This is a genomic window from Bacteroides sp. MSSM.1001136sp1_RTP21357st2_D2_RTP21359_211015 (genome assembly GCF_040913205.1).
Taxonomy (GTDB): Bacteria; Bacteroidota; Bacteroidia; order Bacteroidales; family Bacteroidaceae; genus Bacteroides; species Bacteroides ovatus.
Window position 1 is genome coordinate 1 of the sequence record NZ_JBDFVF010000057.1, and the last position, 23556, is coordinate 23556.

At 42.4% G+C, this 23556-nt stretch carries 16 protein-coding genes; 7 read left to right on the forward strand and 9 right to left on the reverse strand.

Annotation, left to right across the window (positions count from 1 at the left end):
* Positions 1-1012: 1012 nt before the first annotated feature.
* Both AB5217_RS23955 and AB5217_RS23960 read left to right on the forward strand, forming a co-directional pair.
* Positions 1013-1501, forward strand: coding sequence for a hypothetical protein (locus AB5217_RS23955; RefSeq protein ID WP_004313832.1), 489 nt, complete (start codon positions 1013-1015; stop codon positions 1499-1501).
* 195 nt (positions 1502-1696) lie between these two features.
* The gene (locus tag AB5217_RS23960) at positions 1697-3406 is read left to right on the forward strand and encodes a DUF5597 domain-containing protein (protein WP_004324264.1); all 1710 of its coding nucleotides are present in this window, start codon (positions 1697-1699) and stop codon (positions 3404-3406) included.
* Positions 3407-3460: 54 nt separating this feature from the next.
* On the opposite strand, the gene AB5217_RS23965 is transcribed toward AB5217_RS23960, so the two are convergent.
* From AB5217_RS23965 to dapB, 4 genes are all read right to left on the reverse strand, one after another.
* Positions 3461-4096, reverse strand: coding sequence for a WbqC family protein (locus tag AB5217_RS23965; RefSeq protein ID WP_032846152.1), 636 nt, complete (start codon positions 4094-4096; stop codon positions 3461-3463).
* Positions 4097-4178: 82 nt separating this feature from the next.
* Complete coding sequence (gene lepB / locus AB5217_RS23970) at positions 4179-5120, reverse strand: signal peptidase I (RefSeq protein ID WP_004313835.1); 942 nt, start codon at positions 5118-5120, stop codon at positions 4179-4181.
* Positions 5121-5162: 42 nt separating this feature from the next.
* A complete protein-coding gene (gene lepB / locus AB5217_RS23975; protein WP_004307501.1) occupies positions 5163-6647 on the reverse strand; it encodes a signal peptidase I in 1485 nt (494 codons plus the stop codon).
* A gap of 35 nt (positions 6648-6682) precedes the next feature.
* Positions 6683-7447, reverse strand: coding sequence for a 4-hydroxy-tetrahydrodipicolinate reductase (dapB, locus tag AB5217_RS23980; protein ID WP_368112870.1), 765 nt, complete (start codon positions 7445-7447; stop codon positions 6683-6685).
* Between the two features lie 83 nt (positions 7448-7530).
* Here dapB and AB5217_RS23985 point away from each other — a divergent pair, with 83 nt between their 5' ends.
* Together AB5217_RS23985 and AB5217_RS23990 are read left to right on the forward strand one after the other, a co-directional pair.
* Positions 7531-8820, forward strand: coding sequence for a DUF2851 family protein (locus tag AB5217_RS23985; RefSeq protein WP_032846154.1), 1290 nt, complete (start codon positions 7531-7533; stop codon positions 8818-8820).
* A 75-nt stretch (positions 8821-8895) separates the two neighbouring features.
* The gene (locus AB5217_RS23990) at positions 8896-9456 is read left to right on the forward strand and encodes a hypothetical protein (protein WP_032846156.1); all 561 of its coding nucleotides are present in this window, start codon (positions 8896-8898) and stop codon (positions 9454-9456) included.
* A gap of 68 nt (positions 9457-9524) precedes the next feature.
* Here AB5217_RS23990 and AB5217_RS23995 read toward each other — a convergent pair whose 3' ends face one another.
* Genes AB5217_RS23995 through AB5217_RS24015 form a run of 5 tightly spaced genes read right to left on the reverse strand, consistent with a single transcriptional unit; the run spans position 9525 to position 17860 of the window.
* Positions 9525-10040, reverse strand: a complete 516-nt coding sequence (locus tag AB5217_RS23995; protein WP_004322513.1) for a DUF1573 domain-containing protein — start codon at positions 10038-10040, stop codon at positions 9525-9527.
* A 38-nt stretch (positions 10041-10078) separates the two neighbouring features.
* Positions 10079-12232 carry a DUF4838 domain-containing protein gene (locus AB5217_RS24000; protein WP_175353934.1) on the reverse strand — a complete coding sequence of 718 codons (2154 nt, stop codon included), beginning with the start codon at positions 12230-12232 and terminating at the stop codon, positions 10079-10081.
* Positions 12207-15176, reverse strand: a complete 2970-nt coding sequence (locus tag AB5217_RS24005) for a hypothetical protein (RefSeq protein ID WP_004298137.1) — start codon at positions 15174-15176, stop codon at positions 12207-12209. The genes AB5217_RS24000 and AB5217_RS24005 overlap by 26 nt, the downstream gene beginning before the upstream one ends.
* A gap of 30 nt (positions 15177-15206) precedes the next feature.
* Entirely contained in the window at positions 15207-16682 is a 1476-nt protein-coding gene (locus AB5217_RS24010; RefSeq protein ID WP_008998227.1) for a glycosyltransferase family 2 protein, read from the reverse strand.
* 5 nt (positions 16683-16687) lie between these two features.
* Positions 16688-17860: a HEAT repeat domain-containing protein gene (locus AB5217_RS24015; RefSeq protein WP_004298140.1), complete on the reverse strand. Its 1173-nt coding sequence runs from the start codon at positions 17858-17860 to the stop codon at positions 16688-16690.
* A gap of 325 nt (positions 17861-18185) precedes the next feature.
* On the opposite strand from AB5217_RS24015, the gene AB5217_RS24020 reads away from it, so the two are divergent.
* From AB5217_RS24020 to AB5217_RS24030, 3 genes are all read left to right on the forward strand, one after another.
* The gene (locus AB5217_RS24020; RefSeq protein ID WP_175353933.1) at positions 18186-19556 is read left to right on the forward strand and encodes an LruC domain-containing protein; all 1371 of its coding nucleotides are present in this window, start codon (positions 18186-18188) and stop codon (positions 19554-19556) included.
* Positions 19557-19671: 115 nt separating this feature from the next.
* Positions 19672-20364: a DUF6250 domain-containing protein gene (locus AB5217_RS24025; protein ID WP_118418738.1), complete on the forward strand. Its 693-nt coding sequence runs from the start codon at positions 19672-19674 to the stop codon at positions 20362-20364.
* 35 nt (positions 20365-20399) lie between these two features.
* Positions 20400-23471: a chondroitinase family polysaccharide lyase gene (locus tag AB5217_RS24030; protein ID WP_115485241.1), complete on the forward strand. Its 3072-nt coding sequence runs from the start codon at positions 20400-20402 to the stop codon at positions 23469-23471.
* Positions 23472-23556: the final 85 nt, after the last annotated feature.

A 23556-nucleotide genomic window follows, 5' to 3' on the forward strand; every position in this document is an offset into this window, starting at 1 on the left:
CTTCATTTTTATACATAGCAAAAATATAAGAATGAAAAAAGGGCGACAAGATAGAATCGCGGAGACGCTTACTCACACTCTTCACCGTTCTTTTTATATGCCATAAGCTAAAGTAAATATGCTATAAGCAAAAACGAATATGTTATAAGCTAAAATTAATAAGCTCATAGCAAACGCTCCATCAAGTATTAACATTTGAGCTATCTACTATTAATACTTTGTATTTAGGCTATTAATACTTGAGTTGTTGGCTATATATACCCAAGGTGCAAGATATATATATCCAACGTGTTAGATCTATATGACCAATACATTGGATCTATATGCCCAACAAATAGGGTGTATAGACCCTTAATCTATACGATATAAGCATCTTTTAGTCTGGTTATTTGAAAGAAAGAGAAACAATCTTGTTAATATCTGCTAAGGAGCTATATCGATAAAAAGCTATCTAAACTTGGGGGCTTACTAGTTCTCCGTTAACAATCTTAAAGCTTATAAGAAGTCTCTCTTTCGAGTGCAAAACTAAAAGACGCTTACTTTTATTTTGTGAAGGAGGTGAAGGATGATTCTTTATTATTTTATGTATCTCTTTCACCATAAACATCTGATTTATACTCATTCAACTAAAGGTGAAACCGGTGAACCTCCTAAATGAATCTTATAGTTACAAGTAGCTTTAGAAGATTTTGTCTTTTGCTGATCGTTGTAAACTTCAATTTATATTGATTTTCTTTTCTCTTTTCTGATTTTATATTCTATCTTTGCAATGCTCTTTATCAAAATCCACAGCAGGGGAACCTGCTGTATCAATGTGGCAGGCTTTTTTATGCTTGTCCTATCATTCTATATGGCGGTTTCGTACCCCCATGTAGGATGTTAATGCACCTACTGCCTGTTGTGGATGGTGAAGAGCAATGGGACAGGCGGAACCGCTTCTTTTATTTCTTAAAACTACCCTTCTGTATCGCCCCATTGAACTTAATTTATTCACCATTTAATTAAAATTCTTATGGAAGAAGTTTTAAGCAACCAGCAGGCTCGTCCGGGGGACGCGACGCAACTCATGCACGTTATCTTTTCATCCGATGATGAAATGATGTCTTTTTATCTGACTCTCAATCGTTTTATGAATCCTGAAAGCTATCTAGTGGAACGAACAGATCGAAAGAGACTGGAGGATTTAGCTAGTACGCTTTGTAGTAATGTGGCAGCCTTTGAAGCCATCCGTAATTATAAGTCGATAAGTGTGAAAGAGGTGATTAGAGGATTCGGGGCGCACATGATGAATACGCTAATCTCCAATACCAATCGTTTCCAAAGTGCCGATGCCGTGGGAACGTTAATGAATTGCATACTGAATACCACTAAAAACAGTTGGCAGTTTAAGAAAATGGATCGGAATAATGATATACATCTTCAAAATGTACGCTATTTGTTGAATCGGCTGGATGCGGCAGAATCTAATGAAGAGAAGAACTGTGAAGAAGTAGCGATATAAACAGTTTTCTCTAAAAATTACTTAGGAAACGCAAATAGAGGGTATAAGAATCGGAGATAATGTATAGATAAAGGCAAATGTAACGTAACATAAAGCATCTGTAACCTGCCCGATAGAAAAGGAACACAAGACGTTGTGCTCCTTTTTTATATTGTTGTAACTTTGCTTTCAGATAATATGATAAAGCTGATTGTTATGAGAAACACACTTTTTGGGATTCTATTCCTTTTTATTTTGCCTCTTCAGGCACATCAGAAACTTCCGTATTTGCAGAAACAGGGAAGTACCACACAACTTATGGTAGATGGAAAGCCATTCTTGGTGATTGGCGGTGAATTGGGAAATTCTTCAGCTTCCTCTATTGAAGATATTGAACGTATATTCCCGAAATTGCAACGTATGGGGCTGAATACGGTACTGGTTCCTGCATATTGGGATTTAACAGAACCACAGGAAGGTAAATTTGATTTTACTCTGACGGATAAAGTGATTCAACAGGCTCGCGCGAATGATTTGAAGGTGGTTTTCCTTTGGTTCGGTGCGTGGAAAAACTCAATGAGTTGCTATGCTCCGATCTGGTTTAAGGAAGATTATAAGAAATACCCGCGTGCCTATACGAAAGCAGGGAAGCCCCTCGAAATAGCCAGTTCCTTTTCGGAGAATGTGTTTCAGGCGGATAGCCGTGCTTTTTCCCAATGGATGAAACACATTGCTTCTGTGGATAAGGAAGAGGGAACGGTTATCATGATTCAGATAGAAAACGAAATCGGAATGTTGGAAGATGCCCGCGATTATTCCAAAGAAGCGGATAAACTGTTTTATGCACCAGTTCCGTCTCTTTTCATCGACTATTTGCAAAAGAACAAGAGATCTCTGCATCCCGAAATGTTGGCAAAATGGGAGAGCCAGGGATTCAAGAAGAAAGGTACGTGGCAGGAAGTGTTTGGTGCAGACGTGTATACGGATGAAATTTTTATGGCCTGGTCGTATGCGCAGTATGTAGAACGAATGGCAAAGTTAGCACGTTCTATCTATAATATTCCGTTGTATGTCAATGCAGCAATGAACAGTAGGGGGCGGAAACCGGGAGAATATCCGTCGGCAGGACCATTGGCTCATTTGATAGATGTATGGCATTATGCAGCACCCAACATTGATTTTCTGGCTCCGGATTTATATGATAAAGGTTTCGTTGATTGGGTGGCAAAGTATAAACTGCACAATAATCCTCTCTTTATACCTGAAATTCGGTTGGAAGACAATGATGGAGTACGTGCTTTCTATGTGTTTGGTGAGCATGATGCGATTGGCTTTTGTCCTTTCTCTATTGAAAGCGGTTCGGATAGAGCAGATGCACCTTTGGTACAGAGCTATATTAAATTGAAAGAACTGATGCCTTTATTGACAAAATATCAGGGTAAAGGAGTGATGAACGGTCTTTTGTTTGATGAAGAGAATAAAGAACGAATACTTTCATACGATGATTTGGAGATTACCTGCCGTCATTACTTCACTCTGCCATGGGACCCACGTGCCCGGGATGGCACTGTATGGCCTGAAGGGGGAGGTGTTTTGCTACGTCTGGCTCCAGATGAGTATATCGTTGCCGGCAGTGGCTTGGTACTTGAATTTAAGAAACAGGGGGAAAATAAAATGAAAAGTTCACCGGCATTGGGCGAGGATGGTTTTGCCAGTGTGGGCGGAAAGGCATCAAAAACGGAAAATAGCTGGCAAGGTGGTATGAGAGCCGGTATCGGTTCTGTAGATGAAGTTAATGTGAACGAAGATGGTTCACTGAAATATATCCGGCGCCTGAATGGCGATCAGGACCATCAGGGAAGGCATGTACGTATTCCTGTCGGAGAATTCAGTATTTTACACGTCAAACTGTACGAGTATAAATAATGTGACGACATGGTGCACCTTTGTTGGCTACATACATATAGAAGAGTGGAGTCATTACTTGCCTAGTACCAACAGACTTTCCGGTCCCATATTGAACAACAGGTCTATGATACTCAAATTAGGAAGAAAACCCAGTTTGGGCTCGAAAACCTGATAGTAAGGTTGCGGAATAAACTCTGTATCCACTTCTCGGAAATCCTTTTTGGGATGAATGACTTCCCGAAAATCGAATTCTCCGGGAGCAAACTCCATCTTATATTCGCTAGTACGCTCCATAGTGGGGTGAATATCTATCAATTCACAGACCATCCGGCATAGTTCTTCGTTGAAATCGATTAAAAACTCGTATTTCTTTTCGTAGAAGGGACGGAAGTCGTCCTTGTAATATTCAAAGAAAGGAGTACTGTTGTAGGCTGATTCGATGGCGTTCCAGTGCAGATGTCTCCAGTTGCCGTGGTCGGAAATGCGGATATCCTTCATCGGACACTTCAATGTGTCGGGTTTTACGGTTGGGATAGAAAGGGCTAATTCGCCGGACGGGCCGGCAATGGTGCACCGGTTACGATAGGTTTGTTTGATATAATGGTCGTGTTGTTCTACAAGCACTTTGTCATAAGCCAGAAGTTTAGTGTAATATTCGACGGGAGCGAGATAAGCTGAAGATAAATAAGCTATTTTCATTTCTTTCATTTTAATACGTTTAGGCGGCTCTATAATAAGGATATTAATTAAGGATATTGTTAAGGAGTTATTTCTTTTATGTTCCGGAAGATTATTTCACCGTTCTGAAGAAACGGTTCCATCGGTATCCGTCAAACAAGCCTGTCTCTTTTTCTTTGGAGAACCAAATGATGGAGGCTTTCCCGATGATATGGTCTTGCGGGACAAACCCGAAGAGCCGTGAGTCGGAAAAGTTGACGGTATTGTTAGACCCCATCCAATAGTAATCTTTAGTGAAATAACAGTGTTGTGTAGGTTTGCCGTCTACGTAGAGAGTGTCGTTCTTTATTTCTGCCTGTTTGCCTTCGTGCATCACGAGGGTATTCCGCAGTAAGGTTATGTTCCAGGGATAGACCCGGATAAATTTCCCTTTTCCGGGAACAATCAGCGGATTCGGTTCGGCATCTTCCCTGTTTGACAAAGGTTGGACAAAACTCTCTTTCCCATTCATTGCCTGTTCCAACAAATAATATTCGTAACGGCTGAAACTACGCACATGAGTACTGTCATTGCTTCCCATCAATCCGTCGTTGGTGATGGAAAGAGTATGCATCAGTGAGGTTATCAGATTTTCTTTTGACGCGGGGTACGAATAAAGCCTTTTCTTATCCGGATTGAATTGTGCCTCTGGAGAAATAACGGAGAAAAGAGAATCGACCAATAATGTATCTCCCGGAACTCCGAGGCAACGGCTGATATAGATTTCCCGGCGGTCGATGATAGGTTCCCGGATTCCAGCCGGATTATTGAACACTACAATATCTTGTTGCCGTACAGGACTTTCGCACCAACGATGATAAGAAAAGAGCGACATGAAAGGAACTCGCAATCCGTAACTCCATTTGTTCACTAAGATACGTTCACCCTGGAAAATGGAGTTTTCCATACCGGTGGAAGGGATAAGGCAGGACGTAAAAGCAAATCCCCGGAGCAGAAGCACTACGACTACTGCTCCGGCAAATGCTAGTATCCATTTGAATTTACGAATGTTCATCAATATTTATCACCTTATCACTCTATTCTATCCGTACACTTATCAGTCTACCCACTTGAAGAGGCGGTTCCAGCGAATCTTACCGTCAAACCATCCACGGTCTTTGTCAAGCGACAGCCATACGACAATCGGCTTGCCCACTACGTGATCTTCGGGTACAAAACCCCAATAACGGGAGTCGGCAGAGTTGTGACGGTTGTCACCCATCATCCAGTAATAATCCATTTTGAAGGTATATTCATTGGTCTTTTCACCGTTGATGTAGATACCGTCCGGTTTCACTTCCAGCTTGTTGCCTTCGTAGGCTACGATGCAACGCTCATAGATAGGCAGGTTGTCTTCTGTGAGGGTAATGGTAGCTCCTTTGGCAGGAATCCAGATCGGACCGTAATTGTTGCGGTTCCATTTGGTATAAAGGTTCAGCGGATACATCTGTCCGGCGTATTCTTCCGGTTCCATTACTATTTTGCTGATTAGCTTTTTATTGCCAAGGAGAGTGTCATACATCTTTTTAGTCAATGGAAGATGATATACCGGATTCAGTTTGCCTTGCGCATTCCGGTTGTCCAGTCCCATATCCAATAATCCGCCTTCCCAGCCAGAGTCTTCTATCAGCATGGTGTCATCCTTGCTGATGCCTAATTCGCGGAGCATATCTTCCGGAATGTACGGGCCGGTAGTCTGTACGAAGTAGTTGAATTGCAGGTTTTCGGGGTTCTCAATCGCCTTACCGTCAATCATCACCTGTCCGTCTACAATTTGCAATGTATCACCGGGCAAGCCGACACAACGTTTCACATAATTCTCGCGACGGTCTACCGGACGCCACAGTACTTCACCGTAAGTACGCGGATTGTTTAGAATCTGTTTACGTCCGGCGTCATAGTAGAGGTCATAGATTGCACGTTGCTGTGAACGTGTCAGGCTATCCATTTCAATCTGTTTGGAGTAGATGCGTTGTCCTTCACCATAAGCCAGCGTATAGAAGTCCGTTGTCTGTTGGTAGTTCACTGCCACCGTATCTCCTGCCGGGAAGTTGAAAACCACAATGTCATTCAGCTTCACTTTGCCGAAGCCCGGTACCCGTTTGTATTTCCATTGTGGCCACTCGATATACGATTTAGTATTGAAGACAGGCAGCGTATGTTGTGCCAACGGCATAGAAAGGGGAGTGTTCGGTACGCGGGGACCGTAGCTCATCTTGCTTACATACAGGAAATCGCCTACCAGCAATGATTTTTCCAGCGAAGAGGAAGGAATCTGGTAATTCTGGAAGATGTAGATATTGACGAAGTAGACGGCAACCAACGCAAATACGATGGCATCCACCCAACTCATCACACTGCGGACAGCCGGATTCTTCGACTTCTTCCAAAAAGACCAAGGTATTTTCTTTGTGATATAAATATCGAAAATGAAAGGAACAACAATCAATCCCCACCAACTCCGTACCCAGAGGAGGAAGACGAGGTAAAGTAGAATAGCAATGGCACATTTGATCCATTGTGCGCGTGTGGCTTGTCTCATAATGTTATATTTGTTTAGAACTAGCTTCTGAAATCTTAGTCGTTCAAGAATGGGAATAAATCACTCATGCCCAAAAAACCTTCGTGTGTGGCAGTATATTCGGCTGCCAGTACGGCTCCCAATACAAATCCACCACGACTTTTGGCATCATGCGTGATAGTTATGCTGTCTACATCAGATTCATAGCGAATGGTATGAAGGCCGAACACTTCTCCTTCGCGGATAGAGGCGATAGGAAGTTCATTAGGGGCGCAATCGTTGGTTCCGCTAATGGTTCCGTCCGGTGCAAGGAAAGTGCCTTTCACCCATTTGTCCTTACGGTCCAGCTTTTCCAGAATACCTTCCGCCAATGTAATGGCTGTTCCGCTGGGAGCATCCAGTTTGTGGATATGATGTGTCTCGCTCATGGTGACATCATAAGCAGGGAACTGATTCATGATTTTAGCCAGATACTTGTTGACAGCAGAGAAAATGCTGACTCCCAGACTGAAGTTGGACGACCAGAACAGTGTTTTGCCTCCTTCAGTGCAGAGCTTTTTGATTTCTTCGCCATGCTCGGCCATCCATCCGGTACTGCCCGATACCAGTTTTACACCGGCTTTGAACGCTTTCATATAATTGCTGTAAGCTACCATCGGATTGGTAAACTCAATGGCCACATCGGCCGATTTGAATGCTTCCGATTCGAAGTCATCCTGATTATTGATGTCAATGATGCAGACGATTTCATGTCCGCGACTACGGGCAACCTTTTCTATCTCTTTGCCCATCTTTCCGTAACCGATCAGTGCTATTTTCATTGTTTTCTGACTTATATTCAAAATAATAGTCGCAAAGATAAGATTTTTATTACATTTGCAGCGCACATTAACGTCTTGTTAACATGGAACATCTTCTCCACTACGTGTGGAAACATAAATTATTTCCCCTGAAAGTACTGCAAACCACCAACGGCTTACCGGTAGAAGTGATTGACTCCGGTCTGCAAAACCCGAATGCCGGTCCCGACTTTTTTAACGCGAAACTAAAGATTGATGGTGCCTTATGGGTAGGGAATATAGAAATACATACACATTCTTCCGATTGGTTTCGCCACGGGCATGATTGCGACAAAGCCTATGATTCTGTGATTCTCCATGTGGTGAGCGAGGCGGATACGGAAATAACCCGTACCAACGGTGAACAGATACCACAACTATTGCTGACTTGTCCGGAAAATGTGCAATCCCATTATCATGAACTTTGCGTAGCCGATCATTATCCGGCTTGCTATCCCATCCTTGCTTCTCTTCCCAAACTTACCATCCATTCCTGGCTGACCGCTTTGCAAACAGAGCGTTTGGAGCAGAAAGCACAGTTAATCATGCAGCGTCTCGAACTTTGCAACAATAATTGGGAAGATGCTTTCTTTATCACCCTTGCCCGTAATTTCGGTTTCGGCTTGAATGGAGATACTTTTGAAACGTGGGCGGGATTGTTGCCATTTCGTGCGTTGGGTAAGCACCGGAATGATTTGTTTCAGATAGAAGCTTTTTTCTATGGTTTGGCTGGGTTGTTGGAAGAAACATTTCTGAAAAAAGAACAGGAAGACGAATATAGTCTTCGTCTTTGTAAAGAGTTTCGTTATTTACAGCATAAATTTGAAATCGGGCAGGGGATGGATGCTACTTTATGGCGTTTTCTCCGGCTTCGTCCGGAAAACTTTCCGCATATTCGCCTGGCGCAGTTGGCTTATCTTTATCAGAAAGGAGACAAGCTGTTTTCACGTTTGTTGGAAGCGGAAACTCTGGCGGACGTGAGAGCTTTACTGGATACCCGTACGTCTCCCTATTGGGAGAATCATTATCTATTCGGACGACTATCTTCTCAAAAGGAAAAGACGATGGGAGAGCGTTCCAAGGATTTGATTGTCATTAATACGGTGGTTCCTTTTCTTTATACCTATGGTTTGCACAAGGCAGATGAACGAATGTGTGAACGTGCCGCACGCTTTCTGGAAGAATTGAAGGCGGAGAGTAATCACATCATTCGTTCGTGGAGCGATGCCGGACTTCCGGTAGTCAGTGCGGCGGATAGTCAGGCACTGATACAGTTACAAAAAGAGTATTGCGATAAGCGGAAATGTCTGTACTGCCGCTTCGGCTATGAATATTTGAAACATACAAAGATTTAGTTCTTAAAATAACCAAGATGCCAAACTTGTCATTATCTTTGCGCCGTTAATTAAACTCTTAATTTATATAGTATTATGAGAGCTAAAAAGTTTGTATGCTGCTTGCTGGCTATGATGCTGCTCGCAGGTGTTTCGTTTATCTCCTGCGGTAATAGTTCCAAGGCAAAAGCCGATAGTGAACTGACTACACAAGACGGTGAAGATTTCAAATCCTTTTTGGATAAATTTACTTCCAGTGCAGCCTTCCAGTATACTCGTATCAAGTTCCCATTAAAGACTCCGATCACTTTGTTGGCAGATGACGGAGAAACCGAGAAAACATTCCCTTTCACTCGGGAAAAGTGGCCGTTGCTGGATAGTGAAACTATGAAGGAAGAGCGTATCACCCAGGAAGAGGGAGGTATTTATGTTTCCAAGTTTACGCTGAATGAACCGAAACACAAAATCTTTGAAGCGGGCTATGAAGAGTCCGAAGTGGATTTGCGTGTTGAGTTCGAATTGCAGGCTGACGGGAAATGGTATGTGGTGGATTGCTATACAGGCTGGTATGGATATGACTTGCCGATTGGGGAGTTAAAACAGACTATTCAGAATGTGAAAGAAGAAAATACCACATTCAAAGAAATACATCCGTAGAGATAAGTATCAATATCAAGTATTAAGTATTAGCCAGTCATTTAATACTTAATACTTAATACTTATTATTAGGGTTCTCCTACATAATATCCTAGTTCGGATTCTTTTCCGTCCACCATCTCCCTGACAATGCCGTTTTTAGTGTTGAAATCCTGATAGAGTTCTTCATAATCACGTGTATAATCTGCGTCGGGGACTACGTTAACATCAAATTTTAGTTCTGCTTTTCCATTTGGGAGCATATTGCCGAAAATCCGGATGCGGTGAACCACTTCGCCTACATTCTTGATGCTGTTGTAGGTTGCTTTGAATTGCCTGATACCGTCTTCGGGAATGATGATATGCGAACTTTTATCCAGAATGATACAGCCACAGGAAGGTTGCATTTCTGAAATGATTAACGGAGCGTCTCCCGTGTTGGTGATGGTAAACATGATATCGAGTTGCTGACCTTGCTTGATAGGGTAATAGTGCCTGACGGAATCTTTTATCGTCATGCTGGTGGGACGTACTTCCTTTCTGCACCCTGTAAAGTAGAGCGGAAGTGCCGTCAGTAGTAAAATATAGAATATAGATTTATTCATTGTTGCCATTTATTTTTGTTATATCACTTTTTCAGCATTTAAGGGATGAATGCAATTTCATCGATACCCATTTGCGTTCCCGGCTTCTTTAAACAACTGATTTTTATGCTTAATTGTTCTGTTCCGTTCAAGTCTGCCGGAACGGTGGCTTTCATCATTTCTCCTTTTTCTGGGGAGTCTTCCGGTTTTAAGTCTATTGTTTTATAGGCTACTCCGTCTTTCAACAGTTGAACTTGCTGTGGAGCATAGATGCGATGGCGGGGAAGATTCAAAAAACTGATATAGAATGTTCCTGATGCATTGAGTCCTTTAACCGGCAGGTTGATGGTACATTCTTCTCCCGGAATGATAACCCAACCGCAATGATAGTCTCCGGGTAAACCGTGAGTGCCATCGGTCAGTTTCTTTGAATCATTTTTATTTAGTTTAGGGGTTGCGGAAGGATGCATTCCCAGAAACAAACTTTTCTTTATGTCGGAAGCAAGTATATATTGTTCCCATTCCTTTATATAATAGTCAATCTCATAAGCTGACTCATTATAATATCCCATTCCGGCAAATGCTTGATGCTCTTTGAGCTGGGTGACCCATTTACGAGCTTGGGGAAGCGGTTGAATATCCTTTCCATTCCGCTTGGCATATCCGTAAGCGTCGAAACTGTGGTCACGTGCTAATTCCATGCGCGTGAAAGACAAGGCGGTCTGGAGCTCGTGCAGCTTTTTGCGCTCTTTCCCTTTTGCTTCGGATACAAAATCTCCCATTTCATCATAGAATTTGATAAACTTCTCCGGATAGAGGAATCCTTTTTCCGATTCTCTGATACCGGCGTAAAGTCCGAGCCGCTTTCCGGATTGGGCGTTGTTTTCTAGCTCTGTGTAGTAATCGTACAGCCATTTTTTGGATACCGGGTATTCCTGATTGAAATAGCTTTTAATTAACTCATCAACCGGAAGCTCCGGGTTGATAAGAAGGGCTGATAATACAAAAGTCCTCATTTCATCGAAGGAAGAATAGCTGTAACCGCTTCCGTTGAAAAATATGCCGCTGGCTCCGTGTTGTTTGAAAAGTTGGAGTCTTTGCTGGGCTATCTTTAATATGGGGAAAGGAGTGAGGTAGTCGTCGAAGTTGTTGATATAGTCCCATATATAGATGTTGTTCGTTACTTTCTTCCAGTTGTCGAGTTGTTCCGCAAATTTCTTGTCTTGCTCGTCCTTGCCGTCTGTCCGGCGGAGCGGGTAGTCGATAGCGCTGACAATTACCCCGACGTTAGGCGGGAGCTGCTTGTCTGTGACTTGTTGCGTAGTCAGGTAGGAAGTCGTAAAGAACGTGTGTTTGGGAAAACGCTGCGACAGGCGGAGGATCAGTTCCGTAACGGCGGGAGTTGCGTTCTTCTCTGTATTTCCCAATGCGGTGCAGGTGGCACACGTACAGGCGTACGGAGTATCATCCGGTGCGATTACAAAACGGAAATTCCCCTTTTCACCGAAGTTATCTACGATGTAACTTTCTATCTGGCGATACATATCCTCGGAAGAAAAACACAATTGTGAGTCATCTGTCTTCCCGTGAATGGTGGCATATACTTTCTCTGCATCTTTTCCCAAGACTTTTCGCTGGTTGTGTCCCCATATTCCCCAGCTGTCGTCAAAGTTGTCCAGGCCGATAACGCCTGTATGATCGGCGTTCAGGCCGTATGGAGAATAAATACTTTGATAGTCAAATGCAAAAGCTCCGCAAGTATCGTTGAGATTGATAAGGGCGGGAGGAAGATCCGAACCGTCTATACGCGGGTCTTCTTTGCTGATCTTCTTTATCAGTTGGTATTGCAGCCATAACATTTGTTTGTCGTCACTTGCGGTCAGTCTGATATCAGAGCCTTTGCAGGCTACTTTGAATCCTCTCTGCAATGTTGGGTCTATCTGTATGATGATGCGCCACATGTCCATTTCGGAAACGCCAAAAGCTACTATTTCATCGTCGTTTGCACGCTTCTTGAGATGCTCGTACAGGTATTTCGCCCACCGGGTGTCTCTGTCGGTCGGATCCTCACCAATGGTGACGAGATACCCTTCTTTAGATGGGAACATCTCCGTGCGTGCCTGCATACGGCAGCCGGATAAAAGGCAGCAAATACATATCATTCCTGCCAATACAGGGCCAAGCGTATCAGAATGAAATATAAACTTGTGCATAGATGTTATATAAGTTTTTATAGCGTGTCGATATGGATTCTATCTGGTTGGACGGACTTGTCCCTCGCACCGTATTGGTTTGGTTATAATAGGTGTTCCAAGTGCCCATCAAGCCTATGGTAATGTTGGGACTGACCATATACTGACCTCCCAATCCCACCATGGTATTGGTGTGAGAGAAAGAGCCGGGCAGCGCATAGTCCAGTACGGCCGTTTCCGGTGCCGATCCGATGCTTGCCATGGCGTTGATATTTGTCTTTGTATCGCTCGCCGGGAAGTATTTGGCGCCAATCTGCGCATTGTAATAGAAGTTAGAGTTGAAGAAGTGCATATCGATCTTCGTGTTGAGACGAACCACTTCAATGGTCTTGGCTAATTCTCCGCCTACAGTGAGTAGGTTAGTCTTTGACTCATTCCAACCCGTAAACAGATAGCCATTGTCTCCGGTGCCGCCTGCAAAGAATTCATCGTTCCATTCATAACGCTTTGTGTAGGCGGCTACCCGTCTATAACCCACATGTGCGCCTATTTCCCAATCATTCTTGAGATAATGCCGTAAAGCGACATCAGCCGTTATGTCCGGGAAGTATTTGGTCGCAAAGGCTGCATTGGCCGTGAGGCTCCACTTCGGTGAGAAGTGATGCGTCCACTCACCTTGTACCTGAATGCCAACCCCTCCTGGTGTCTGTTCTTCAGCCTCCATGCTGTCGCTTGCCGAGCCACTTCGCCCTGCATAGTTGAGGCGTCCTGTGTAGCTGTTCTTCTGGCCTTTTCGGGTATATTCGGCTGTTGCAACAGAGGTAATGATATCTTCTTCTCCGTAGCGTGCACGGAGATAGGTCAAAGCAATCTCATTCTTGAGCATCATGCTTCTAAGGCCCGATAAATGTCGTTGGAAAGAGCGATATTCCATGATGGATGGCTCGTAGTACTTTTGGTAATAATAGGCTGAATCCGCTTGACGGTTGGCTTCATATACCACTCCCTTGGTGTACTTCAATGATTTGTTCTGACTGTCATAAAGCAAAGCTGTATCAAGAACAGCGAGAGCCTTTTCCGGTTCTTTGGCTTTTGTCAGTTGCAGGGCACGGTATTCACTGCTCTGTGAGAATGCGCCTATAATCTCTTTGTTGCTCGGGTATTTGTTGAGTATCGGCTTCAGAAATTCCAAAGAAGCTTCGTATCTCTTGTCACGTTCAAGCACGGTAGCTCTTTTAGCCTGATAGAATGGTTCTTCAGGATAATAATTGATTCCTTGTGCTGTATATTTCTCGAATTCATCGTATTTTCCGAGTAAACCGGACGAATTGATGGCATACCGTAATCCGAGATCGCTCGATGGATTCAGGCTAATTAGCTTAACAGATTCCTCGTATGCTTTCTTCGTAGCTCCGGCTTCCATACATTTCTTGATGTACGGCACTGCTAGTTCCTCGTATCCGATAACATAGAAAATGCGCATATCCTCATCACTCTGCTCGATGGCAGATAGATACAGTTGCAAAGCCTCTTCGGTTTTATCCATTTTATCGAGAATAAATGCCCTTTTCAACGTGCCGTTTTCGTAATCAGGGAAGTGAAGAGTGATGGTGTCCAATGTTGCAAGTGCTTCATTGTAACGTTTCATATTGATATAGCAACTCAAGGCTTTTTCCCATGCGGCACCGTTCACTTCATTGTCGTCTACATGTTTTTGAGAAACGAACAATACGTGCGGCAATGCTTCTGCGTACAGACCAAGTTCCATCAGTTTTTCAGCTTTCTTCATGTGTTGTGCGCTCATGGCAAGCGTAATATCATAATCATCAGGATACATCTCATACATCTTTTTCAGCGTTGAATAGGCAAGATCATCCTCATTCATCTGGCGATAAAGCATATATTCTTTATAAAGAATTCCTTTATCATTGTTGCCATATTGTTTTTTAGCTTCTCTGATATAGAAGAGTGCGTCATCGGTATATCCCCGGGTGACGGAAGTGTTCAGCAGGTAGTCTAATGCTTCCTTGTTCTTATTACCTCCTTCGTAGGCCATGCCATATAATACATAAGGATCCCGCTGCTTCTCTGCTCGGGCAGCCTCCATTAACAGATCGTTATACATACGCCGTATGGCAGGGCTGTTGTTTCTTCGCATTTGCTCGCGTATAAACACCAGAGCTTCCGGATAACGTGCCAATTCACTAAGGATACTCGCCCTTTTGACGATAAGCGCACCGCTTCCCGGTATGGCAGCCAAACCGTTGGATGACCAGCCTAGAGCAGCTTCCCGGTTTCCTTCCTGTAAATGCAGGTTAATGATGTCCAGATAATATTCTTCGTTTTGAGGAGATACTTTGATAAGCTCCGTCAGCTTTTCGATAGCCTCTTTTCGGTTACCACCTTTTTTCATTTGCTGGTAGCCTACCTCCATGCTGTAGATATAATCCTTCCTTAGAATCGTATCGTTCGGGTAAATCTGATTGATTCGTTTCAACAGACGATCTGCTTCCACATCGTTGTTCTGCTTGCGGTACAGTTCAATCTTTCTTCGCCATAAACCTCTCCAATACGGATTCACTTCCAGCAACTCATTAACGTAACAAATAGCACTGGAATAATTCTCGGTGATATCTTCTACGTCTACCAGCAGATGTTTGGCATTGACGTTGTTGTAATTGTCATCTATCGCTTTGACAAGATGATAACGCGACTGGTCATAGTTCTTTTCGTGGAACCAGTATTTTCCCATGAGCCATTCAAGGTCAGAAACATTCGGGTATTTCTGAAGGCCCTCCTCCAACAGCTCTTTCCCTGCTTCCCATTCCTCGTTCGCAAAATGCTCCTGTACAATCTGGGCATATTGCTCCGGTGTCTGGAATCCGTTGTCGGTCCCGGAGGAAGAGGTTATCAGTAAAAACAGACAACCTAATATGGTGATCTTATGGAGAAATTCTCTGTTCATTCTATCTTGTCTTTAATCTTTCTTTCTTGTTTAAATCGTAGCAGGTTCGGGCTTCATTGCCGTTATATCAGTACCGTCTGCACTTTCTTCTTTCTGCTTGAATCCCTTACGTTCCATGTTCTTCCACTTGAAGTCTCTATTGGTCAGATAACTGAGGTATCCTCTCAATGAACAGAAAGTGATGATGGGATGATAGAAGATGGGCTCCAATATGGACGCAATGATAATCCACAGGTATTCATATCCTCTTTTATATAGCATCCCGACATAGTAGTCGTAGGTAATAACAACGATGGAAAGGAACTGGCAGAACGTATAGATCGTCAGGTAAATCATCCATGCCGTGTTCCAGTTGACTGCTCCTGTAAAGGCCAGATAGATAAATACTATCAAACCGACGAGCTCGATGATCGGCGCTAGAAACTCAAAAACGAACATATAAGGCAGAGTTAACAGTCCCATCTGTTTATACGTCTTTTTGAAAATCATCTTACGATGGATATTAAGTGTCTGGAACAATCCCCGTGCCCAACGGGTACGTTGCCGGTAAAGCATTGCCAGGTTGGGAGGTCCTTCCGTCCAACAACAAGTATCAGGAATCTGTACGATCTTATAAGGACGGGAGAAGTCGCACATATATCCTACCATGCGGGTAATGAGGTCCATGTCTTCGGCAAAAGAGGGAGCATCGTATCCTCCGGCTGCAATCGCTACCGAACGATCGAAAAGACCGAATCCACCGGAAACATTCGGCATACCATTGATAGCGGACCATCCCATCTTACCAATCAGATAAGAGCGCATATATTCCAGATTCTGGAAAAGTGGAATCGGTGTACGGGGAGTTCTAACGTCTATGATTTGTCCGTCTTTCACGACGCATCCGTTAGCCATCAACATCGTTCCGCTGACTGCAATTACTTGTTTTTCTGAAGATATAATGGGCGAGATACAACGATAAAGAGCATACTTTTCCAAAATGCAATCCACATCCGTGCAGATAAAATAAGGATGAGAAGCAACGTTGATACCCGCATTGGATGCATCCGCTTTGGTTCCTCCATTTTCTTTGTCTACAACGATGAGTCGGCTGTATTTCGGGTTGGAGGATTTGAGGAGTCTTCGGAACGGTCTGGTTTTGATTCGCTCGATATAAGCATAGGGCACTTCTACCAGTTCATAATATTCGGTCATATTTTCCAATGTACTGTCCGTACTTCCATCATTTACAATAACCACCTCGAAAAGCGGATATTCCAATGCAAGCATGGAGTTCACATTATCAATGATTGTCTTTTCTTCATTGAAGGCAGGAGCAATTACCGAAATGCCCGGTGTATAGGGGGATTCCTTGATTGTTTTCCGCATATAGCTTTCCACATAGTAATCCTTTCTCCGTTTTAGAGAAATGAAAGAGAGGAAGGCGAATGTGACGAAGAATATCGCCAGCATGCTCGTATAAAAGAATACGAAATAATTGAAGAATGTAAATATTATATCTCTCATGTTCTCTAGTTTAACTGGTTGATTAACGGATGCTTGGTGTGGGCAAACAATATAGCTGTGTGGGAATCTGCTTTTCTTTCCAATTGATCGAATGTTTTCCTTCCCATTGCACTATACTCATAGAGGGCTTTGAGTATGACTCTCTTGGTTCCCCAGTTATCTGCTTCATCATAAGCATTGTAAAGAAATCCTAAAGCCTTATCGGTCTTTAGATCCGCAATAGCCGAAATGATTTGTCGTTTGACTTCTTCCGGTTGTACATTATACATTTCAATCAGCTTAGGTTCAACCTCTTTGTATTTTAGTTTACCTAAAGTCTTGATCGCTTCACCTCGTATTTCCACAGAACGGGCATTGAGTTGCTTCGCGAGAATTGGGGCACTTTCGGTTTCATTATATAGCCGGATTTCGTTGATAAAGAATATCTTAACGTTTTCTTCAGCTGAAGTATTCACCCATTTAATAAAGGTGGGTGTGTTATATCCCACTTTCTTACGGTGCTCCAAGATAGCGTGTAACTCCATCATGTCCCATTGCCTTAACTTCATGCCGATGTCTTCGTCGAAGAAGCGGAACGGGTCACCCTGGCTTAACCACATATAAGTGTAGCGTGCCGAGTTTCTTAGTTCTAGTTCACGATGATAGAGGAAACGCACCAATACCGCTTCAGAAGCATACCCATTGATGGACTGAATAAGTTTCAGAGCTTGTATCTTTGATCTTTTGGAACCGAATTGAAGTTCGCGTTCAAGGAAACGTGTGATTTGGAATACGGTTTGAATCGTTTGATAGTTTAGTTCATTGATCTCATCTTCATGCACACTCTTGATTTCTGTTAATAGTTGAGTGATAATGCGTAACTCGTTAGGTTTCGGGCGCTTTTTCGTATCATATTCTAATCTGTCAGCTATCTCTTCTTCACTCAATGTGTTGGAATCTAGTGAGATAGATTTCATTTCTTCATAATACTTATCAAATGCTTTATTGTATTTCCGCTTCTCTTTTCGCCTTTTAAATATACCATATATAATATGGAATAGGAGAAATAAGTACGCAATAATACAAAACATTACAGCAATTGAGCATATTCTTATGATTAAAGGATAGCCAATAAACTTGTAATATATCCAATAGAAATAATATTCTATGTAATCTATACCATACAGTACTTGATCCATTTCCCTTGATATATTTATATATAGAACTTGTATATTCGGAATAAAAGCTCTATATTTGTTGTATTGAATGTTCTGTCTAATGCAAATATACGAAATAACTTGTATATATTATCCAGTGTTCATGAACAGGCCTTTTGAGCCCTATTTTAGCTCTTGTGATTATTCTCGATGGAAAGGATTGAAATTACAAATAAAGGCAAGCAAAAAGCTATTAGGAGTTAAATATATTTTTGATAAGTTAACAAATGGAGCCTGGAAATAAGTGTGATAAGCCAGGTTCTCATGCGAAACAAAAACAAACAATAAATTTAAAAATTAAATTAAGATGAAAATTAAAAGTTTGATGTATGTCCTTATGGGGACAATGTTGGTTACTACTTCCTGCTCTGATAATGAGTTGGAAAAAGGTAACGATGGTTCGGGAACTGTTGACCCGGTAAATGCTTCTACACTTGTGAATGTATATTCCGATAAAAGTGGTTCTGAAGCGAGTCTGCTTGTGGGAGATGTATTAGTGAAAGATTCCCGTACTCTTACGTTGAATGTTCCTGCTGCTTGCGAGAAAGTGTATATGAAATACAATACAGTTTCGGGAACAGAAGCTACAAAAGAATTTGCTTTGTCTCCTGTTAGTCGTGGTGTAGATCAGAGTACTGGTTTCAATTTTGAAACAAACCGTCTGGCATTGGTAACTCTTGCGCTTCCTGAAGATGCAGTGCAGCCGACAAATGAAACGGACCAAGGCTATCTTTTCTATCATAACACAGGTGTGGTGATGTTCGAAGATGGTTGGCCTATTCAACTGGATTCATGGTATGATGAAGATTTCAACGATGTTGTATTCGAGTATGACTTGAAGGTGACTGAATGTCATAGTCAACAGATGATGGAGACTGTAGGAGGTAAAGAAGAATTGTTGTTGACTTTGGATGTTCGTGCTGTAGGTGGTATATACCCGACTGTGTTAGGTGTTGTACTGGATGGTTTGAAAAGCGAGTATGTTGATCGGATTACTGCAAGCCTTGTACTAAAAGGTGGTCAGGGAACAATGACAGACTTAGCTAAAGAGGAACTTTCTACAAAAAATATAGTGAAAGTTGAAAATAAAAATTGGAATTGGAGTAATGATACTCGCAAAGAACCGCGTTTCGCAATATTGACAGTGGATAAAGCACAAGCGGAAGGAACTGTTATTACACTGGATGGTTTAACTTCTTTGATGGATAATAATCAGGATATGTTTCAGGTAACACAAGGAAAAGTAAGAGAAGGACTACCTATGTTGCGTGCTGAAGTTAGACTGATTGGTAAAGAAGGATTAACTGGAGCTGAAAGAGATGCTCAGCTTGCAGCATTTAGAGAGTTGATTTTAGATACTAATAGACAGAATTTCTTTATTAAGGTGAACGGTGGTAAAGAAATACACATGAGGGGTTATGCACCGACTTCTGCTTACAAAGCAGAATATGAAGCATTGGTTGCGGGTGACACTACACTGGATGCAAATGTTTATTATTCAAATACCAAAGGTTCCACTTGGGGAGTTAAACTTCCGGTTGGCACACGTCATGCTTATGAACGTGTACCATTTAGAGAAGCATATCCTGATTTTACTAAATGGGTAGATAGTAAGGGTGCTTCAAACCAGAAATGGTATGAGAACTTTGTTGATGAAAAAACTATAAGATATTGGTAATGCAAATTATCAGTCAATACGTTATTTGAGTTATTTTGTACAATTTGAACCCCTCTTTTTTCGAAAAGAGGGGTTTCTTTGTATTCGGAAGAATAATCTTTAAACTAATACCGTAATGACGAAGCGATTTTTTATAGGCTACAGTTTGATTACTTTTTTTCTCTTAAATAGTGTGGTGCTTTTGGCACAGCACAAAGCTTCTTTTGTGCAGCAATGGAAAATAGAAGATGCATCCCATGCTTTGCAAATAATAGAACGTGCAGATACATTAGAATTGATAGTTCCGGACGGACTGACTATGTGGTATCGGCAACGATTGACGGGCGATTATGAAATAAGTTATCGTATTTGTATGGTGATGCAAGGTGGAAAGTATGACCGCTTGAGTGATCTGAACTGCTTCTGGGCTGCCAATGATCCTAAATACCCTGATGATCTTTTTGCCCGTAGTCAGTGGCGTGACGGCATCTTTAAAAACTATAACACATTAAACCTTTTCTACGTTGGATACGGAGGAAATGATAACTCAACGACCCGTTTCCGTCGATACAAAGGAGAATATTATGGAGTGGCAGATGACAAGGTGAAACCTTTATTGAAAGAATATACCGATGCCTCTCATTTACTCGTCCCCAATCAATGGTATGAGGTTCGGATTCGAGTGGAAAAGGGAATCACAACTTATTCTGTGAATGATGAAGAGTTGTTCCGCTATACCCTTGCGGGTAGTGAAGGTGACGGACACTTCGGTTTACGTCTTTTGCAGAATCACGTACTCTTTACAGATTTTAAAGCGACTATACTTTGACTTATATACTGAAAACCTAATAAGACTATATTTCCATGATGAAACAACCTTTTACTAAATTTGGAGTGACAACTCTGTTTTCTCTTTTGTGTTCAGCATTCCTTCATGCGCAAGTTGTAACAGATGAACGGATGTTTTCTTTTGAAGAACCGCAAATACCGGATTGTATCACCGCTACTCATTCCCGCCTGTCGGTATCTGATCTGCATTATAAAGATGGAAAACATTCGCTGGAATGGACATTTGAACCGGGTGGAATATTGGAACTCAAGAAAGACCTGAAGTTTGAGAAGAAAGATCCGACCGGCAAGGATTTATATCTTTCGGCTTTTATTGTGTGGGTTTATAATGAAGTTCCCCAAGATGCGACCATTGAGTTTCAGTTTCTGAAAGACGGCAAACGATGCACATCTTTCCCTTTTGGTATTAATTTCAGTGGTTGGCGTGCCGCATGGGTTTGCTATGAACGTGATATGCAAGGCACACCGGAAGAAGGCATGAATGAACTCCGGATTATTGCTCCAAATTCAAAAGGAAGCCTTTTCATCGATCATTTGATTACGGCTACTAAGGTTGATGCACGTCAACAGACGGCCGATCTGCAAGTTCCTTTTGTCAATGCCGGGACCACCAACCATTGGCTGGTTGTCTATCAACACTCGCTTTTGAAACCGGATATTGAATTGACTCCTGTAGACGATAAGCAAAGAGCAGAAATGCAACTGTTGGAAAAGCGTTTTCGTGATATGATCTACACGAAAGGGAAAACGACAGATAAAGAAGTAGAAACCATCCGCAAGAAATATGATTTCTATCAGATAACTTACAAGAACGGCCAAGTATCGGGAGTACCTATCTACATGGTACGTGCTTCAGAAGCTTATGAACGGATCATACCGAACTGGGATAAAGATATGCTGACTAAAATGGGAGTGGAAATGCGTGCTTATTTCGACCTGATGAAAAGAATTGCCGTTGCATATAATAATGCGGCAAATCCGGTGATTCGGGAAGAAATGAAGAAGAAGTTCTTAGCAATGTACGATCACATAACCGATCAGGGGGTAGCTTATGGTAGTTGTTGGGGAAATATTCATCATTATGGCTATAGTGTTCGCGGTCTGTACCTGGCATATTTTCTGATGAAAGATGTGCTTAGGGAAACCGGGAAACTTCAGGAAGCCGAACGTACGTTACGTTGGTATGCGATTACTAACGAAGTATACCCTAAACCGGAAGTTAATGGAATTGATATGGACTCTTTCAATACACAGACCACAGGACGCATTGCCAGCATTTTAATGATGGAAGATACACCGGAAAAACTACAATATCTCCGGTCTTTCTCCCGTTGGATTGATTTTGGTTGCCGTCCTGCATTGGGATTGTCCGGTTCGTTTAAAGTAGACGGAGGTGCTTTCCATCATCGAAATAACTATCCGGCTTATGCTGTGGGCGGACTCGATGGAGCAACCAATATGATCTATCTTTTCAGCCGGACGGAATTTGCTGTTTCCGAGTTAGCTCATGAAACAGTGAAAAATGTACTGTTGACCATGCGTTTCTATTGCAATAAGCTGAACTTCCCTCTTTCCATGTCCGGTCGTCATCCAGATGGAAAAGGTAAACTGGTTCCTATGCATTTTGCTATGATGGCTTTAGCCGGTTCTCCCGATGGAAAGGAGGAATATGATAGTGAAATGGCTTCTTCTTACCTCCGTCTGATTTCAGACCCAAGTATTGAAAATGACTCTCCTGAATATATACCTAAGGTTTCAAATACTGAAGAACGTAAGGTGGCAAAACTTCTTATAGAGAAAGGTTTCCGTTCGGAGCCGGACCCGCAGGGAAATATAGCGATGGGATATGGTTGCGTCTCTGTCCAACGTCGTAGTAACTGGTCGGCTGTGGCACGCGGACATTCCCGTTATCTATGGGCGGCAGAGCATTATCTGGGAGCAAATCTATACGGTCGTTACCTGGCACACGGCAGTTTGCAAATATTGACTGCTGCACCGGGACAGACAGTAACTCCCGCCACTAGCGGCTGGCAGCAGGAAGGTTTTGACTGGAACCGTATTCCGGGAGTGACATCTATTCATTTGCCATTGGAGCAATTGCAGGCTAAGGTGCTCAATGTGGATAGTTACTCTGGAATGGAAGAGATGCTTTACTCCGACGAGGCTTTTGCCGGTGGTTTGTCTCAACAGAAGATGAATGGTAATTTCGGAATGAAGTTACATGAGCATGATAAGTACAACGGATCACATCGGGTACGTAAATCTTACCATTTCATCGATGGAATGATTGTCTGTCTTGGTTCGGATATTGAAAATACAAATACGGAGTTCCCGACAGAAACGACTATCTTCCAATTGGCAGTTACTGATAAAGCAGGGCATGATTATTGGAAAAATTATCAAGGAGATAAGAAAGTATGGGTGGACCATTTGGGAACGGGTTATTATGTTCCAACTCCCATCCGGTTTGAGAAGAACTTTCCTCAATACTCGCGAATGCAAAATACAGGAAAGGAAACAAAGGGTGATTGGGTTTCTTTGGTTGTAGATCATGGAAAGGCACCGAAAAACGGAAGTTATGAATACGCTGTTCTGCCTCAGACGAATGAAACTCTGATGAAGAAATTTGCAAAGAAGCCCACTTATAAGGTATTACAGCAAGACCGGAATGCACATATTGTAGAGTCCGTTTCCGAACAGATCATTTCTTATGTGTTGTTTGAAACTCCTGAAACGACATTGCCGGGTAGTTTATTACAACGTGTGGATACTTCCTGTCTGGTTATGATTCATAAAGGATCTGCTGATAAGATTAAGTTGACGGTGGCACAACCGGATTTGGCTTTGTATCGCGGTCCAAGCGATGAAGCGTTTGATAAAGATGGGAAACGCATCGAACGTAGTATCTATTCACGACCATGGATTGAAAATGCCAGTAGTGAAATACCTGTGACTGTAACGATAAAAGGGCAATGGAATGTAGAAGAAACTCCGTTTTGCAAGGTGATTTCTTCTGATAAGAAGCAAACAGTTTTGCAGTTCAGTTGTAAAGATGGTGCTAGCTTTGAAGTGGAGTTAAGGAGATAAAAGTCAGACTGTAGTGTACTGAATAAGTTGACACTTCTCAAATTCGAAATTCACATGGAAGAATTAAAAAAGAAGTACACTCCTT